This is a genomic window from Paenibacillus sp. FSL R7-0204, from assembly GCF_038002225.1.
Taxonomy (GTDB): Bacteria; Bacillota; Bacilli; order Paenibacillales; family Paenibacillaceae; genus Paenibacillus_AQ.
This window is the reverse complement of the sequence record NZ_JBBOCA010000001.1, coordinates 5,449,429-5,464,433: the sequence shown is the minus strand read 5'-3', so window position 1 is coordinate 5,464,433 and position 15,005 is coordinate 5,449,429. Positions and strand designations below refer to the sequence as shown.

Below are 15,005 nucleotides of genomic sequence, written 5' to 3'. Positions count from 1 at the left end.
GCTGGATCTATTCCTGAGCGGTTGCCGACGCCTCCAAAAACTCGCTGCCTACAGAATAGCGATTCTGCTGATTGACCACATCCCCCAGCCACTTCACAAGCTTCACACCATCCTGCTCCGCCTGATAGAAGGTCTCCCGGGTGGAAAAAGTGTGCGGGGTGGTCCCGTTGGCTGCATTCAGCCCATAGTCGGTCAGATAGTAATAATAATTAGGAACCGTGGCCGCTAGAGCAGCTACCGACTGCCGCATTTCCTCTGACCACGCCTTAATGAGCTTCTGGTCCCGTGGACCATTGTGGTCGTTAATCTTGTTCTGGAAGTGGATCAGAATCTCGTCGTATACCGAGTAGGCTTGTAAAAGCACCGTACCTGCTGGCAGCAGCCGGCCATTTGCCCGAAAAGCAGCCCCGATAATATCTGCCTCCGGCGCATACCCGAAGTTTGCAGTGAAATCCGAGTTCCATTCCTGCGCCATCACCTGCGGCCACTTATCTGACTTCAGGAAGGAGCTGTCCGCATATTGAAAAATCTCAGCATCCCGGTAATGTGAAGCAATCTCGGGCGCCCAGAAGGCGGACCCGAATCCCCCGGCGCTCTCGCCTGCAATCAGCAGCTTACCCGGCTTAACCACGTTCGCATAGATCCAGTCAAGGCTGCTGCGCACATTAGTGCGCCCATTATACCGCATGGTGAAGGTGCTCCCGTCCTTTCGCGGATAGGTAACGGTGCGGTTACCAATGTGGAAGTCACCTGTTGAATAAGGGAGGTAGACCACATTCCAGCCGTGAAACGGATTATCCGGGTTGTCCGTATCCATCATCCCGCCCAGCAAAGTCAGCATATAGAACGGAATGTCAGCGAAATAGTTGCCTGTATCCCCGCCTTTAATAAAGTTCATAATTTTAATGGGGTGGGCAGCGCTCCGGGCATCCCAGCTGACCCCGCCGCCGGAAAAGAAGATGATCCAGTTGTTGCTCTCACCGCGCTTAGTCCACATGAAATACTCTGATCCATCACTGGAAACGGTATTTCCGCCCAGTTTCACCTTATTCCACTCGTATGGCTTCGCTTCAGCGATGACAGGGGTTACAGTGACCGGTCTTTGGATTACAAAAGCGTTGACCGCAAGAACAGCAATCCCAATCAGGCTCATTAGTCCTAACCCTGTGATTAATGTGATTTTCTTTATTTTTCGCATGTCATCGCTCCTTTAATTGGAGTATACAATAGGTGTATTCGTTATACAAGGTGTGTAATTAATGGTTCGCAAGTTTCAAGATTAAACATCCTAAATAAAGTAATTTATGATAGTATTATCTACATGGAAAAACTAAGTACATATGCAGTTTTTTCCCTTGTTCTAGGTCTCGTGCTGCTGGCCGTGGTTGGCTGTAACAATAACCAGAACACTCCTGGGGAACAGACTGATGAGCAGACCGCCGCCGGTTATATTGAAGAGCTAGGCTATACTATCGTTGTCTCTGAAGGCGAGACGTCAAGGTATACACTGGAAGAGATCAAGGGGATGGAGCGGGAGTTTACTTCTGAGAATTTGAGCGAGCTGCTTGAGTAAAATAAAAAGCTCAAAGAGAAAATAGGAGGTATATACAGTTAATGAACAGAGATGAATTATTTTCACATGTCCAAAAATTTTCTGAAGACCAGTATTCCAATGAACACCGCTTGAATGCAAGAATACAGCTGTATCAGTATTGTGAACTTAAGAAGGATTGGCATGAATGGGTATTTGAGCATTTGGGACTTACCGAGGGTATGAAGATTGCAGAAATCGGTTGCGGAACAGGTGTGTTGTGGGCGAAAAAACTGAGTGAAGTTCCGCTTAGATCAGAAATTGTCTTGACTGATGCCTCAAGAGGGATGATTGAAACGGCAAAAGGGAATATCCATGATCCGCTAGAGCGGTTTGAATATGAAATCGTTGATGCTGAGAAGATGCCTTGGCCGGACCATTCATTTGAGGTTTTGATTGCGAACCATCTGCTGTACCATTTTCAGGACCACAAGAAGATTTTCTCTGAAATCAACCGCGTATTGGTCCCTAATGGAACGGCCTATGCCTCAACTGTAAGCGCGAAAAATTATAGAGAGCTATTGTTTTATTTCAATATCAAAAAGTTTAAGGTCTTGTGCTTCTTTTGCTTGTTATTTGTATTGGGACCACGTTCTTTTGTTCTTCATTGCAGCTTGGCTTGTCAAAGCATAATTTTAGCAGGGCAGGTGAATTAATGTGGAACCTCATATGCTCCTCGCTGCACAAGGTTTAGCTGATGTACTAGGGCGAGGAAAGGTCCTTCATTTGGAGCAAGGGTCTATGACAGAAGACGAACGCGGGTGGTCTGGTGCGGAAGTGCGCCGCATAGGAGTTACATATGAAGAGGGTCAAAGGGGAAGTGTGATCTTTAAAAAAGCGGCGCTGAAAGAACGTTTGGCTATGAAAAGGTTAACTGACCAAGGCCACCGGAACACGCCAGCAGCCTTTTCACCGGATATCCAGACAGATGAGCCTAAGTGGATGGCGATGGAGGACTTGGGGAAGATCCAAACGCCTCCGCTAGGCCTGAATTGGACACCAAGAGTTGCAGAGGCACTGGCAAGAATCCATGCCCGTAATCTGTGTAGAGGTTCTGAGATGCCGTGGCTTCCCCGCGCTGACCGTAAGTATTGGGAGGATTATTTCATTACGACATTGTCGGTGGATCATTTTGAAGCGCTAACTGTGCAAAATCCGGATTTTAGCCGGGAATTTGGCGCTTATCTGCCATTACTGCGTGAGAAAGCCCACACTTTTGCGCGTGATATGGCTTCTTTGTATGGTGAGAAGGACAGCCTGACTCTTACGCATGGAGATTTGCAGCCGGTAGATGGTTCACATGTGCATGATTATAAGGGAGAGCCGTATATTATTGATTTCGGGTGGTGTCATTACGCCCCTTTTTATATCGATCTGGTCAGTTATTTCAACTATGAAGATGCCACAGGGTATTACAACAAACTTATCGCAAACGGTGTCTCCCTCAGCTATGCTGATTTTTATGAAAGATTGCGAGCAGCCTTTCGTTACAGCGGGTTGATCTATCTATACCCCAGTATCAGACAATGGTCTTCCGGGCCTAGGGAATTAACGGGCAAGCGTCTGCTTCAGATGTTGAAAATTATACTTACCGGCGATTTGCCTGAGCGTAAGATAGATTACTCCAGCCAGCTTTTCTCAAAGCTGCTTAAGGAGCATAATAGCGGTACACTTCATCTAAGCAGTCATGCGGATTAAACTCCTTATTTCATTAGTTCATCAGGATAACCAGGATCAGGAGTATTTTTAAGCTCAGCTTCTGTTCCTACAAAAAAGCTCTGCACCGTAGGCCCCTCGATTTTACCGGAACTACTAACCGACTCTCCGTCGCCTATAGTGTGACCGTGGATCATTTGATCCACATCTAATTTTTGCTGCTTATTTTGTTCATCATAGTAATAAAATTCTTCGAAAGACATCCCATATTCAACATCTGGAGTGGATGTTTTTAATACTCCAGATTCAGGAATGGTAAAAATGTTTCTACCATTATCCTGTTTGATAGCGTTAAACTCCTCTTGATCATAAATAATCTGTACCCAACCCACATAATTTTTTGGAATAAGATAAATATTTGGATTGCGTTTATTAGTGCTGCAGAATAAAAGGACCAATAATAACAACAACGGTATCAGTAGGAGAAGTGTCTTTCTCAATTTTTCTACCTCCGGAATTTAGATTAACCACGCCAAAGCAGAATACAGTGATAATGAGTTTGTTTTTTATTGCGTTAAGCGCAGCAATGGGAGTAGGCATTTGGTTTTTAGGTGTAGGGATAGTCTTTTCTATTGGAGGTGGCGACTTATACACAGTAACACATTATGTTTCTTTATTTTTTTACGCTATCCGTCTACAACAGAAGACGAACGAGGGTGGTTTGGTACGGAGGTGCGCCGATTAGTACTTACTTATGAAGATGGTCAAAGGGGAAGTAAGATCTTTAAAGTAGCAGCTCTAAAATAAAACATTCTATGAAACAAGTTTATCTCCTATAATTTACAGGTTAATTTTTGTGTAAATAATTCCTGAAAAATCCTCTAAGGAGAGATGTTATGAATAAATTAAACCGAATTGCATTAGTGATAAATAGTTTATTGGTTATTTTATTGGTGTTTTTGTTGATGAAGACTTTAACTGAGAAAGATAAAAACATAAGTGAGTCAAGTCATCTTCCTATTTTATTTAATTTTGACAACAATGACTTAAAAAAGATAGATAACTTTATAGATAATTTTAATCATGAAAAATCCGATTATTTAATGTTAATTCCTCAGCCTATTGATAGTGGCTTTGTAATTAATGATGTATATACTGAGGGTAAGACAATCACTTGGAGCATTGACAACAGCAGAGATGCATTGAGTTCAGGAAAAGGAATGACTTATTATTGTAAGAAAATTGAAAAAGAAGAAACCAATGATTTTTACACAATAGTGCTTAGTAATTGTGTAGATTTCAAGCCTGATGAAAAGTTGAAAGTATTTAACATTGATAAGAAAGATTAAGTTCAAGATAAAAAAGTTTGGCTTAAAATAGATTACTCCAGTAAGCTTCTCTGAAAGCTGCATAACGAGCATAATAACGGTACACCTCATCTATGTATATAGGCGGATTAAACTCCGTCTACAAAATAACCGCCCTCTGATACTCTCAGGGAGACGGTTATTTTGCGTATAATGGGCTTCTTCTACTCCTCAACCACCTTAGAAGAACTAGGCGTGTTCTTATTCTTATACACCCACATCGCGTACTCCAGCGGGCGGACCAGCGCTTTGTGGTAGGTGCTGTTGTCGCCGGAGCGGGCGAAGACCTCGCGGGCGGGCTTGGGGTTGACCTCGAGCACGTAGATTTTGCCCTCGCGGTCGATGGCCAGATCCAGGGCCAGCTCGCAGAGAGCACCAAAGCTGTCTTCGAGATAGGCGGCAGCCTCGATCCCCAGCTTCTCGGCTGTGCGCATGGCCTTGTCAGCCCGCTCTTCGCTGCCGAGCCACTGTTTCAGCAGCGTCTCCGCCTTCATGGCATGCCCGCCGCCATGCAGGTTCGAGGTGACGCTGCGGGCGGCGCCCACCCGGCCGGCCATGCCGGTGAACTCCCAGTTGCCTTGACCGTTCTTCTGCACCAGCATCCGGTAGTCGTGGAACCGGCCGCTGGGCAGCCGCAGCGGGATGCCCTGCTGCACGAGAAATTTACCGCTGATGCACCACTGGCGGACGATGGTCTCCAGCCGGTTCAGCGACACCTTGCGCGGGGCGATAATCTGGCGGCTCTGGCGGCGTCCCTGGATATCGAAGAGAGACTTGCCTTCCCGCTGGCGTTCGATCCGCAGGATGCCGCGCCCCCCGGTGCCGTTGATCGGCTTCACATAGACAACGGGGCTGGATTTCAGCATCCGGTGCAGATCGGCAGAGGACTGGTAGAGCAGCGTCTCCGGCATATGGGGCCGGAAGCGGCTCCGCTGGGAGAAGGTCTGATGAACCGTCCATTTATTGCGCAGCGGGCGGTTCAGGAAGGTTAGATGGTCGTACCGCGCGCGGAAGCGCAGCAGCTGCTGGAAGCGCTGGCTGCGCTGAATCCGGCAGCGGTCATAGATCATATTCGGGAAGGAGCGCCATTTCCGCGACCATACTCCGCTTTTGACATCATAAACCATAGCATTGATCAGGTCCTTGCTGACATGTACATCTGCCGGGGTGAACACAAACACATCCAATCCCATCCGGCTGCCTTCGATAATCATCCTCCGGTATACACTCTTCTCTTCGAGCTGCTTGGCGTCGTTCAGATACAGGGTGAGGATGCCTAGGACGGGCTCTGGCACAGGAGTTCACCTCCTTGCGGGAGAATGGCGGGATCAACTGCGCTCCCCGGGGAACGTAAGAGCAAGGTGGGCTTGCCTGTAGGGCCGGTAACCAGGTCAACAGCGGCAAGGCCGATGTTGAAGCACATCTTGAGGCTGGCTGCATTGTCGCAGGCGACATGGCATTCCAGCTGCCCCAGGCGCTCCAGCTGTGCAGCAAGCAGGGCTGTGCCCGTATGCCTGTTCCGGTACAGGGGATGAACGGCGACTACACAGGCCTCCTTGCCGAAGCCGGACACGAAGCTAACGCCTGCGAGCTGGCGGCCGTTCTGACCCCGGACTGTGGCAACGAGCAGGGAGACCCCCGGCAGGGCGAGCTGATCCGGTGTCAGCCGGGCCAGCCTCCTGCACCCGCGAAGTGTAATCCGCTGCTCCCCATACTCCCTCAGGAACTCAAGCAATCCGGTTCGCCTGGATTCCCATTGTACGGGATTGCTGTCGTAGAGTGAGGATATCTGCATGGTGTCACTTCCTTTGACGGATAATGGATTATTTGGATTGGCGGGACAGATGATTGCCGTATTGGAAAATGCGTTCGAGTGACAGCTTGCGGATGGCCGGCTCGTCGAACTTCATCGGTCGGGAATTGGCTTCAAAAAACCATACTCCGCCTTCTTCATCGACCCCGAGGTCCATCGACATCTCGCCCAGCATGCTGGAGGAAGCCCGCTCAATCTGCCGGGCAACCAGCAGCGCCGTGGTAGAGACATTCTTCAGGATAACCTCTGCCTGCTCGGGTCCGAAGGTTCCCTCCAGCATGCTGGAGGGGTCTTCAATGCTGCCGCCGCGCGGCACATGGGTGGTGATGCTGCGGGCCCCGGCCAGCCGGGCACCGATGCCGGTTACCGCCCAGGCGCCCCGGCCGTTCTTCTGCAGCAGCACCCGCAGATCGAAGGGGCGGCCGCGGTGTCCGGCAAGCACGATCGCTTGCTGGACAATATAGCGGGCGGACCCTTTTTCGCGGCCGATCCGGGCCCACAGCCGTTCGACAGACGCGGCCTTGTAGGTCGTGTTTTTTTTGCCGCTCTGAATCTGCAGCCGGTAGGGAAGGAGAGTGTCCGGCCGGTATCCCAGCCGCATGATACCTTTGCCCGCCTTGCCCTTCTCCGGCTTGAGATAGAGGCTCTCGTGATTCTTCAGCATCGCGGTTAGGGTCGCTGCGCTGCGCAGGCGGCGGGTTTTGGGCACATGCCTTGAGGTGGCCTTGGATTCCTTGAGCCACTCGAAGAGATTCCATTTATTGAAGAAGCTCGGATTGTACAGCGAGATCTCGGGATGCTCCAGGCACTCGGCAATTTTGCGCGCGACCGGTGCTTTCTCCTCCTCCTCGCGGTTGGGAATCCGGTTATAGATGACCTGCGGCAGAGGAACAGGAAGGGCATACCAGATCTTCCCGCTGGCGGAGGGTACATAACCGGTCACGATCTGTTCATTCAGCTTCAGGTCACGGACCGTGATGACATAGACCATATAGCCCATTTCTCTGCCAGTACGGATAATGTCGCGAAAGTTATTGCGGTTGCCGCGGAACTGCTTAAGCCGGTCACTGGTAGTCAGAATGGCGATTACGGGTTTGCTGGGATCGGGTATCCGGCTGTTCACAAGTCATCCCTCCTGCGGAATTTGCTGAGATACAGACAATGCTCCAGGATGTGCTCAATGGAAGCTTTGCCCTCAGCGCGCAGGGAGGGGTGGCGGAAGATAGAGCGTCCCGGTTTGGCATTGGCCTCGAACATCCAGATATCCTCATCCTGGTCAATGCCGAGATCGAACCCGATCTCTCCGAGCAGATGGCGGTGCTGGATCTCCAGGGATTCTGCGAGCTTGACGGCAGTGGTCTTGGCGCGCTGGAGCACTTCATCTGATCTGGCCCCGAACACACGGCCGAGGGCCTGCTGCGGGGTCAGTAGCGCTCCGCCGTTCTTCAGATGGGTGGTGACACTGCCCCGTCCGGCTTTTTTGGCACCGATCCCGACCACGACCCATTGATTGCTGCCGTTTTTGTGCATATGGAAGCGGAAATCAATCGGGCAGTTGTCGATCTCAATAAGGCGGATGCCCTGCTGGACCACATAGTTCTGCATGCTCTGCCCGTGGCGTCCCCGCAGCATGCGCATCAGGCTGTCGAAGGTCGTGAAGCGCAGCAGCACATTCTTGCCGCTCCTGCGGTAACGGGCGAAGTACCCTTTCTTCGGCAGGTAGGTTAGGCGGTAGATACCGTGTCCCAGGCTGCCGGCCGAGGGTTTATAATAGACGAAGTGGTGACGGTCGAGCATATCCCGCATTTGTTCGGAGCTGGGGTTACTGTGCGTTTCAGGCACGAAGCGGTTCGCTGCCCCGTCATTCTCCAGCAGCCGGTAGACATCCGATTTGTTGAAGAAGCTCCAGTTGAAGTACGGAATCTTCTTGCGTCCGAAGCGCTCGCGCAACTGGTTGATGTATGGGGAGGTCTCAGCTCTGCGGCTGGGCAGGCGGTTATAGACGACATCCGGCAGGGGCACCAGCTTGCGCTCGAAGCGGCCGCTTGCCGTCAGAAAATATCCGTTGACCTGTTCCTGCTGCCAGTCGATATCCCGAGGCATGAAGGCGAAGATGTAGCATTTGTTGCTGCCTTCGCGCAGCAGCTGCTTGATGAAGCCGGTGCGGGAGCCGAAGGGCTGAGATGCGGAGGAGGGTCCGTCTGAGAGCACACCGACCAGCGGCCCTAGCTGCACCTCGTCATTCTGCAGATTGCGCAGGTAGATACCGCCTGACTTCGGGACCTTGATGGCGCTTTTGACGCCCGAGGCCAGGAAGAGGTGCTTGCCGGCTCGCTTGATCGGCTTGATGGTGGCCGGGATGGCATCTTTTCCGAGGCGCAGGCGGATATTTTTCTTGCCGGATAATTTCAGGCTTCTCATCAGTTCACCCGAGACATATACTACTCGATCAGGTTGCTTGGTGAAATGGACATTGCAAAAAGTGAGACCCATTTATGAATCCTCCTTTGGAACCATAGATATCATTCTCCCGTGTGAACGGAGCTGCCCGGGAGGCAGATTGTGATGGCTGCTTGAGGTAAGCAGCAGATGGCGCGCATATCGCAGCGGGTTCTCGGCGGCGAGTCTAGCAGCCCGGCGGTCGCCCGTCAGCCGGAACACCGTGCGCCCTGGCTTGGTATTGGCTTCCAGCAGATAGAGTCTCCCTCCGGCATCGATGCCAAAATCTAGGCCCAGCTCTCCTAGTCTGCCGCAGGATTCTTCCAGCAGCGGAGGCAGGAGCGCAGACGCCAGGGTCAGCTCCTCCAGCAGGTCTCTTCCTGCCGCGCCGTATTCGTCCAGCAGGAAGGGGAGCGTGGGAACGGCCGTGCCTCCGCCGTGCAGATTGGAGGTCAGTGATCCCCGGGTGCCGAGCCGGACGGCCATGCCGGTCAGGGTCCAGGCACCGGTGCCGTTCTTCTGCATCAGCACACGTACATCGAACGGCTGTCCTCCGCTGCCGGTGAGATGCAGGTAAGGCTGTATGATATAGCGGTGCTGGCCGATGAAGCGGCCGATCCAGTCCAGACCTTCGTCCAGCGTACCGAAAACGTATTGAAAAGTTTTGTTATCCCGGTCTCTGCCCCGCACCTTCACTCCGCCGCCTTCGCTTCTGCCGAGCAGTACAGCATGCAGGGTGCGCTTGCCGTGGGAGCCGGTCCGGGGTTTCAGGAAAACGCCGTATTCCCTTCCGGCGAGCATATTGCCAAGCGCTTCACGGCTGCTGTATAGCTCAGTCTCCGGCAGCAGGGCGGCAGTAGCGGGGTTGCGCCGCAGAATCTCATAGACTCCCCATTTATCAGGAAGCCCGCGTGACCAGGGCAGACAGCGGGTCAATACAGACAGGGCAGCCGATGCTGCTCGTTTCTCCTCCGGTGTGCGGTAGAAGCAGCGGTTATAGAGAATGTCTGGCGCCGGAGCCTGCGCAGGCTCCCATTGTCCGTTCTGCCATTGATATCCGCGGACATAGGAGCCGTCCGCCGCCACATCCTCCGGATGAAAAACAAGGACCTTCAGCTCATACAGCGGGGCCGCACGGCAGAGATGACTGCAGAACTCCGGCTCTGCGATGGGAGGAATCCCGTGGCGACGGCCTGTCATAATGCCAAGGAACCCCATTGCTGTTGTGGTCATGATGTCCTCCTTATAACCCGGCCAGATAACGGCAGTATAGAATCATTTGCTTGACTGAGGGTCTGATTTTCTGGTCATTCAGGGGTGTATTGTCGTTCTTGGACGGCTTGGAGTTGACCTCCAGCAGCCAGATCCGGCCGGACTGGTCAAGCGCGAGGTCGATGCCGAGCTCACCGAAATGAGCTGGAATGTAGGTCTCAACCCCTCTTGCAATGGCTAGCGCCGCTCTGGGCAGCTGAACCTGGGTGCTTTCTTTGACACCGGATGGAAGACTGCTTTTGCCGACGGCCTCCTTGACCGTACTGAGCGTACCGCCGCGGGCAAGATTGGAGACGAAATGATTACTTCCGGCGGTCCGGGCCACAATGGAGGTGACGCCCCATTTGCCGGTCCCGTTCTTCTGCACCAGTGCCCGGAAATCGACCGGCCGCCGTCCAAGCTCCATCAGGGAGAGACCCTGCTGGATCTGGAAGCGGGTGGTTTTCATCTTGGGGGCAATGGATTGAAATAGCTTCGCCAGACTGGAATAGCTCTGCTTCCGTGTGCCCATCGGAGTAGTGGACAGCAGCCGATAGCCGCCGCCTTCCTCCTTGGAAATGCGCAGAATGCCTTTGCCGAGGCTGCCGCGTACCGGCTTCAGGAACACGCTGGGATAGCTGCTGCACATTTTTTTGAGTATGGCGAAGCCGTTCAGGGCATGCGATTCGGGCAAGTACCGCTGCAGGGCGGGGTCCAGCGCCAGCGCCTCGAATACCTCTGTCTTGTCTAGGAACTTTTCGTTGAAGAAGTGGGTTCCGTAGCGGGATTTTACATCTGCCAAAAAATGCTGTACGCTAGGTTTATTCTCTACCTTTCGCGTGGTCAGCCGATTGTTGATCACATCGGCAACAGGAAGACTCAGCTTCCGCCAGCCCTCATCGTAGACCCAGCCCTGGATGGTAGTGGTGCGTGATTCCAGCGCTTCCGGGGTGAAGAAATAGACATAGGCGCCTTGTGCATGGCAGGCATGAGTCAGCTCCCGGCAGAACATGGTGATCTGGCCGAAGACCCGCTCTGGCTGTTCTGGATGGTCGCGGCTCACCAGGACGCCAATCATCGGCCCCAGTCGCAGGATGCGGCTGCCGGTGCTGTAGGAAGCGTTAAGCGTCAAGCGCTGTCTTAAGCCAAGCCGCCGGCCGAGTGCCTCACTTACACGCAGGCTGTCGGATTTGGGGACAGGAATTACAGTAACCTCCTGCCGGAAAGAGCCGAAGTTCAGCTGAATGGTTCCGTGCGCCGGTATTTTGAGCCTCTTCATGGATTTGTCGCCTAGCATTACAGCATTTTCCTGCAGGATGCCCGAGTGGACCGTTTGAACCGGGATCTTTAGCTTAGACATCGTGAATCTCCTTCCGGTAGGCAAGCATGGTGCCGGCAATATGAATCTTGAGGGTTACATATCATTCATCATATGGAGACATCTGACCCTTGGTGATTGACCTATTCCCGAAAAAGCCGTGCCGGGCGGATTAATATCGCCGGCAGCCAGGGGGCTGGCGGGCGTGTCCGGACCGGAGGGCGGGAGCACAGAAGGAAGTAGGCATGCCCGGGCAGAACTTGCACGGCTGCCAAATTTGGGCGCGGACAGCCCCCGGGACTGGCTGCTGGACAGGCATAGACCGCTGCCTGCTGAATGAGCGGGGGCTTTGTAGCGAAGCAGAGACGAACATCACTTGGAGGAGGAAATAGAATGAACGTGATTGACAAGGCGCATGAATTGGCGCGTGCCATTAAGGACAGCAGTGAGGTATCGGATATTACCAGTGCAATGAAGGTGATCGAAGCAGATCCGGAGAGCAAGCAGATGCTTGACAACTTCCGCCAGAGCCAGATTGAGCTGCAGCAGCGGATGATGAGCGGGGACATGCCTCCGCAGGAGGACATGGAGAAGATGGAGAAGCTCTTCGAGGTGCTTAACCTGAACCTGGGCATCCGCCGTCTATTTGATGCAGAGCGCCGCCTTAGTGTGGTTATCGAAGATGTGAACAAAATCATCACAGACAGCCTGTCCCAAATGTACGGCGCCCAATAGGCACCGGCAGCGCATCGGGGATATGTTCAAAGATAAGAATTTATATGCTTCGCGCTATAATTATCCTTATCTTTCTCGCTGAAACGGTACCGTCCTTTAAAAGGACGGCAATGCCGTTTCCACTTGTGATACAGGAAAAGGGTGATTTCAGGGCCATACGGCTCTGGAATCACCCTTTTTATTTTGCCGCTCCATGATTACAGTGGGCTACAATCTGTTAATCCTGCTTGCCCTCTACCAGACACAGCAGAATAGTAGCGGCCATCCCGAGACGGCGGTCCAGCTTGCCGTGGGTGTCCTTTGAGAAATCGGCAGTGATTTTGGTGACAAACGGGTTGAAGTTATACCGGAAGGCAGGAATCACCATTCCTCCGATCTCCAAGTTATATTTCAGCGGAATAATGGCAACCGCGCGGCGCAGCAGCGCAAGGAAGGCATTATCCTCCTTTATGGTGCCGATCTCGTTATCCTGCGTGTCCAGGATAGCCCACTCGTCCTTGATGAGAGACTTCAGGCCTTTGCGGCGGAGTGCACCCACCGTTTCCCCGGTCTCCATATCATACACATCATAGGTTGAGCTGATATCAAGAATCTTGCGCGCTTTAATCCGCAGCAGCTCCCTCCCCATAGTCTCGTCGGGGTACAGTGTAATGTCCTCTCTCAGCCGGAACGCTTTCATTTCCGAGAATAGCAGCAGCTCCCCCGAATCACCCGAGATATGTAGTTTTCCGCCCAGTGCAGAAAATATTTTTTTGCGGGCGATGTACCGGGTCTGGCTATAAATGGGATTCAAGGTCATTCCTCCTTCGCTATATATCATCTCATACCCGAGCCATGCAGGATAGAATCTGCTAACAAGGCATTGTCATCCTGCTGAAAAATTACGCAGCTTGTCTCATATTTCAGGCTGCAGGTTCATAGAATAGAGATATAGATTCATTCTAACAATCCTGTAGAGCGAAGGAGCGGTCCTGCAATGAGAAAAAAAAGTAAATTCAAGCATTCCGTGTATCTGCTGATTGCCCTGGCCATGCTGTTATACGCGCTGCCGAAGCTGTCTTTTCAGAATGGATCCGGCTGGGTGCTCGGCTTCGGTATCGTCTGGTGTGTCTTCGCGTTCCTGGTTATTGCCTCGCATCTGCATTTCATTATCGGAGTGGATGAAGAGAAGCAGAAGCGTCTGGATGCCGTCCGTAAGGCCAAGCTGGCGCAGTGGCAGGGCAAGTGGAACGAAGAAGGCCGGGTGTCGCAGAGATCATAGTCCAGGTATAGAGCCAATGGTGTAAAAGTACCCCCTGTTTGCCATTGCGGCGGACCGGGGGTTACCTGTGCGTGCCTATCCTGCCGGGAGTAAGTTGCCCGGTGTTATATATATATTCCCGGCTGTCATAACTTTTGAAAGATACAGTGTAACCTGCTGTACTCCGGTACGGGCAGCATGTATAATGGGTACAGAATAGTACAGATCGGGGTATGGGGGTGTAACAGTTGGAAGGTCAAGGCGATAACATCACAAAGCATGAACAACTGCTGCAGCACATTGAGAGTCTGAAGGTGGGAACCAAGATCTCCGTCCGCAAGCTGGCGAAGGAGATGGGGGTCAGCGAAGGCACGGCTTACCGTGCGGTGAAGGAAGCGGAGAACCTGGGCATCGTCATCACCAAGGAACGGATTGGCACGGTCCGGGTGGAGAAGAAGCCGCGTAATATTTCCGAGCAGTTAACCTTCGGGGATGTTGTAGATATTGTTGAGGGGCATGTGCTTGGAGGAGCAGAGGGTCTGAACAAGCATCTTCATAAATATGTGATCGGTGCGATGAAGGTCGATGCCATGATCCGGTACATCGATGCCGACAGCCTGTTGATCGTAGGGAACCGCGATGATGTGCACTCACTTGCGCTGGAGCAGGGGGCCGGGGTTCTTGTAACGGGGGGCTTCGGCACCAGCCGCGAGGTCAAAGCGCTGGCCGATGAGCTGGACCTGCCGGTCATCTCATCCAGACATGATACGTTTACGGTGGCTTCGATGATTAACCGTGCGATCTTTGACCGGCTGATTAAGAAGAAGATCATGCTGGTAGAGGATATTGTGGAGGGCAAGCTGCGGCTGAACACGCTCAAAATCTCCAGCACCGTAGGAGAGCTGCGTGAACTGGCGCAGGCCAGCGGTGAGCAGCGGTTCCCGGTCACCGATGAGTGGAACCGGGTTATCGGGATTGTAGGCCGGCGTGATGTGGAGGATCTCAGCGAAGGGCAAATTATTGAAAAGGCGATGGTGCGCAGTCCGGTCACCGCTGCACTCCAGACCTCGCTGGCTTCGGCGGCGCAGATTATGATGTGGGAGGGGATCGATTTTCTGCCCATTGTGGACCGCAACCGCAAGCTGGTAGGATCGGTCACCCGGCGTGAAGTGCTGCAGAGCCTGCGTGACGCCAGCAATCAGCCGCAGCTGGGAGAGACGTTCGATCATCTGATCTGGAACGGGTTCGCGGATGAGCGGGATGAGGAGGGCAGGCTGTTCTTCCACGGCTTCATTACCCCGCAGATGGCGACCGATCTGGGAACGATCTCGGAAGGGGTTCTGTCCACCCTGATGACCCTGTCCGCCTTCAAAGCAGCCAAGGACATCACCGGGAACGACTATGTGCTGGACAATATGTCCACCTACTTCATCCGTCCGGTACAGATTGAGCATTCCATCACCGTCATGCCGAAGCTGCTGGAGATCAGCCGCCGCACCTGCAAGCTGGAGATCGAGATCAGCTATATGGATACCATTGTAGCCAAGGCCGTTCTGATGCTGCAGTCGATTGACCACGGGTAGCGGGGATGAGTG

16 protein-coding genes are annotated in these 15,005 nt (G+C 52.7%); 7 read left to right on the top strand and 9 right to left on the bottom strand.

The window, feature by feature from the left end; translation table 11 throughout:
• Positions 1–7 precede the first annotated feature (7 nt).
• Positions 8–1,198 (bottom strand): pectin acetylesterase-family hydrolase, encoded by a 1,191-nt coding sequence (locus MKX42_RS24070; protein WP_340755169.1) that lies wholly within the window; start codon positions 1,196–1,198, stop codon positions 8–10.
• Between the two features lie 123 nt (positions 1,199–1,321).
• Between MKX42_RS24070 and MKX42_RS24065 the strand changes: the two genes are divergently transcribed.
• The 3 genes from MKX42_RS24065 (at position 1,322) to MKX42_RS24055 (ending at position 3,289) form a co-directional block, all read left to right on the top strand.
• On the top strand, positions 1,322–1,573 hold the full coding sequence (locus tag MKX42_RS24065; protein ID WP_340755168.1) for a hypothetical protein: 252 nt from the start codon (positions 1,322–1,324) through the stop codon (positions 1,571–1,573).
• A gap of 41 nt (positions 1,574–1,614) precedes the next feature.
• Positions 1,615–2,247 (top strand): class I SAM-dependent methyltransferase, encoded by a 633-nt coding sequence (locus MKX42_RS24060; protein ID WP_340755167.1) that lies wholly within the window; start codon positions 1,615–1,617, stop codon positions 2,245–2,247.
• Positions 2,248–2,332: 85 nt separating this feature from the next.
• Entirely contained in the window at positions 2,333–3,289 is a 957-nt protein-coding gene (locus MKX42_RS24055; protein ID WP_340755165.1) for a hypothetical protein, read from the top strand.
• A 5-nt stretch (positions 3,290–3,294) separates the two neighbouring features.
• Here the strand turns inward: MKX42_RS24055 and MKX42_RS24050 are convergent, their stop codons facing one another.
• Positions 3,295–3,747, bottom strand: a complete 453-nt coding sequence (locus MKX42_RS24050) for a DUF6843 domain-containing protein (protein ID WP_340755163.1) — start codon at positions 3,745–3,747, stop codon at positions 3,295–3,297.
• Positions 3,748–4,143: 396 nt separating this feature from the next.
• Between MKX42_RS24050 and MKX42_RS24045 the strand changes: the two genes are divergently transcribed.
• Positions 4,144–4,596 carry a hypothetical protein gene (locus MKX42_RS24045; RefSeq protein WP_340755161.1) on the top strand — a complete coding sequence of 151 codons (453 nt, stop codon included), beginning with the start codon at positions 4,144–4,146 and terminating at the stop codon, positions 4,594–4,596.
• Positions 4,597–4,778: 182 nt separating this feature from the next.
• Here the strand turns inward: MKX42_RS24045 and MKX42_RS24040 are convergent, their stop codons facing one another.
• The 6 genes from MKX42_RS24040 to MKX42_RS24015 are packed head-to-tail and all read right to left on the bottom strand — an operon-like array spanning position 4,779 to position 11,477.
• Positions 4,779–5,909, bottom strand: a complete 1,131-nt coding sequence (locus MKX42_RS24040) for a YheC/YheD family endospore coat-associated protein (protein WP_340755159.1) — start codon at positions 5,907–5,909, stop codon at positions 4,779–4,781.
• Positions 5,891–6,409: an N-acetyltransferase gene (locus MKX42_RS24035; RefSeq protein WP_340755157.1), complete on the bottom strand. Its 519-nt coding sequence runs from the start codon at positions 6,407–6,409 to the stop codon at positions 5,891–5,893. Before MKX42_RS24035 ends, MKX42_RS24040 begins: the two co-directional genes overlap by 19 nt.
• A 28-nt stretch (positions 6,410–6,437) precedes the next feature.
• A complete protein-coding gene (locus MKX42_RS24030; protein ID WP_340755155.1) occupies positions 6,438–7,550 on the bottom strand; it encodes a YheC/YheD family endospore coat-associated protein in 1,113 nt (370 codons plus the stop codon).
• A complete protein-coding gene (locus MKX42_RS24025; RefSeq protein ID WP_340755153.1) occupies positions 7,547–8,920 on the bottom strand; it encodes a YheC/YheD family endospore coat-associated protein in 1,374 nt (457 codons plus the stop codon). Before MKX42_RS24025 ends, MKX42_RS24030 begins: the two co-directional genes overlap by 4 nt.
• A complete protein-coding gene (locus tag MKX42_RS24020; protein ID WP_340755151.1) occupies positions 8,921–10,099 on the bottom strand; it encodes a YheC/YheD family endospore coat-associated protein in 1,179 nt (392 codons plus the stop codon).
• A gap of 10 nt (positions 10,100–10,109) precedes the next feature.
• Positions 10,110–11,477, bottom strand: coding sequence for a YheC/YheD family endospore coat-associated protein (locus MKX42_RS24015; protein ID WP_340755149.1), 1,368 nt, complete (start codon positions 11,475–11,477; stop codon positions 10,110–10,112).
• Positions 11,478–11,828: 351 nt separating this feature from the next.
• Here MKX42_RS24015 and MKX42_RS24010 point away from each other — a divergent pair, with 351 nt between their 5' ends.
• On the top strand, positions 11,829–12,170 hold the full coding sequence (locus MKX42_RS24010) for a YlbF family regulator (RefSeq protein ID WP_036691219.1): 342 nt from the start codon (positions 11,829–11,831) through the stop codon (positions 12,168–12,170).
• Between the two features lie 217 nt (positions 12,171–12,387).
• On the opposite strand, the gene MKX42_RS24005 is transcribed toward MKX42_RS24010, so the two are convergent.
• Positions 12,388–12,969 (bottom strand): hypothetical protein, encoded by a 582-nt coding sequence (locus MKX42_RS24005; protein ID WP_340755147.1) that lies wholly within the window; start codon positions 12,967–12,969, stop codon positions 12,388–12,390.
• A 177-nt stretch (positions 12,970–13,146) separates the two neighbouring features.
• Between MKX42_RS24005 and MKX42_RS24000 the strand changes: the two genes are divergently transcribed.
• Together MKX42_RS24000 and MKX42_RS23995 are read left to right on the top strand one after the other, a co-directional pair.
• Positions 13,147–13,431, top strand: coding sequence for a hypothetical protein (locus tag MKX42_RS24000; RefSeq protein ID WP_340755146.1), 285 nt, complete (start codon positions 13,147–13,149; stop codon positions 13,429–13,431).
• A gap of 227 nt (positions 13,432–13,658) precedes the next feature.
• Complete coding sequence (locus MKX42_RS23995; RefSeq protein WP_340755145.1) at positions 13,659–14,993, top strand: DRTGG domain-containing protein; 1,335 nt, start codon at positions 13,659–13,661, stop codon at positions 14,991–14,993.
• Positions 14,994–15,005 lie beyond the last annotated feature (12 nt).

What these genes read in the sequence shown, in the direction of transcription:
- MKX42_RS24070 (WP_340755169.1), bottom strand. Translation starts at nt 1,198, where the DNA reads ATGCGAAAAATAAAGAAAATCACATTAATCACAGGGTTAGGACTAATG.
- MKX42_RS24060 (WP_340755167.1), top strand. Translation starts at nt 1,615, where the DNA reads ATGAACAGAGATGAATTATTTTCACATGTCCAAAAATTTTCTGAAGAC.
- MKX42_RS24035 (WP_340755157.1), bottom strand. Translation starts at nt 6,409, where the DNA reads ATGCAGATATCCTCACTCTACGACAGCAATCCCGTACAATGGGAATCC.
- MKX42_RS24015 (WP_340755149.1), bottom strand. Translation starts at nt 11,477, where the DNA reads ATGTCTAAGCTAAAGATCCCGGTTCAAACGGTCCACTCGGGCATCCTG.
- MKX42_RS24000 (WP_340755146.1), top strand. Translation starts at nt 13,147, where the DNA reads ATGAGAAAAAAAAGTAAATTCAAGCATTCCGTGTATCTGCTGATTGCC.
- MKX42_RS24065 (WP_340755168.1), top strand. Translation starts at nt 1,322, where the DNA reads ATGGAAAAACTAAGTACATATGCAGTTTTTTCCCTTGTTCTAGGTCTC.
- MKX42_RS24005 (WP_340755147.1), bottom strand. Translation starts at nt 12,969, where the DNA reads ATGACCTTGAATCCCATTTATAGCCAGACCCGGTACATCGCCCGCAAA.
- MKX42_RS24025 (WP_340755153.1), bottom strand. Translation starts at nt 8,920, where the DNA reads ATGGGTCTCACTTTTTGCAATGTCCATTTCACCAAGCAACCTGATCGA.
- MKX42_RS24055 (WP_340755165.1), top strand. Translation starts at nt 2,333, where the DNA reads ATGACAGAAGACGAACGCGGGTGGTCTGGTGCGGAAGTGCGCCGCATA.
- MKX42_RS24020 (WP_340755151.1), bottom strand. Translation starts at nt 10,099, where the DNA reads ATGACCACAACAGCAATGGGGTTCCTTGGCATTATGACAGGCCGTCGC.
- MKX42_RS24010 (WP_036691219.1), top strand. Translation starts at nt 11,829, where the DNA reads ATGAACGTGATTGACAAGGCGCATGAATTGGCGCGTGCCATTAAGGAC.
- MKX42_RS24045 (WP_340755161.1), top strand. Translation starts at nt 4,144, where the DNA reads ATGAATAAATTAAACCGAATTGCATTAGTGATAAATAGTTTATTGGTT.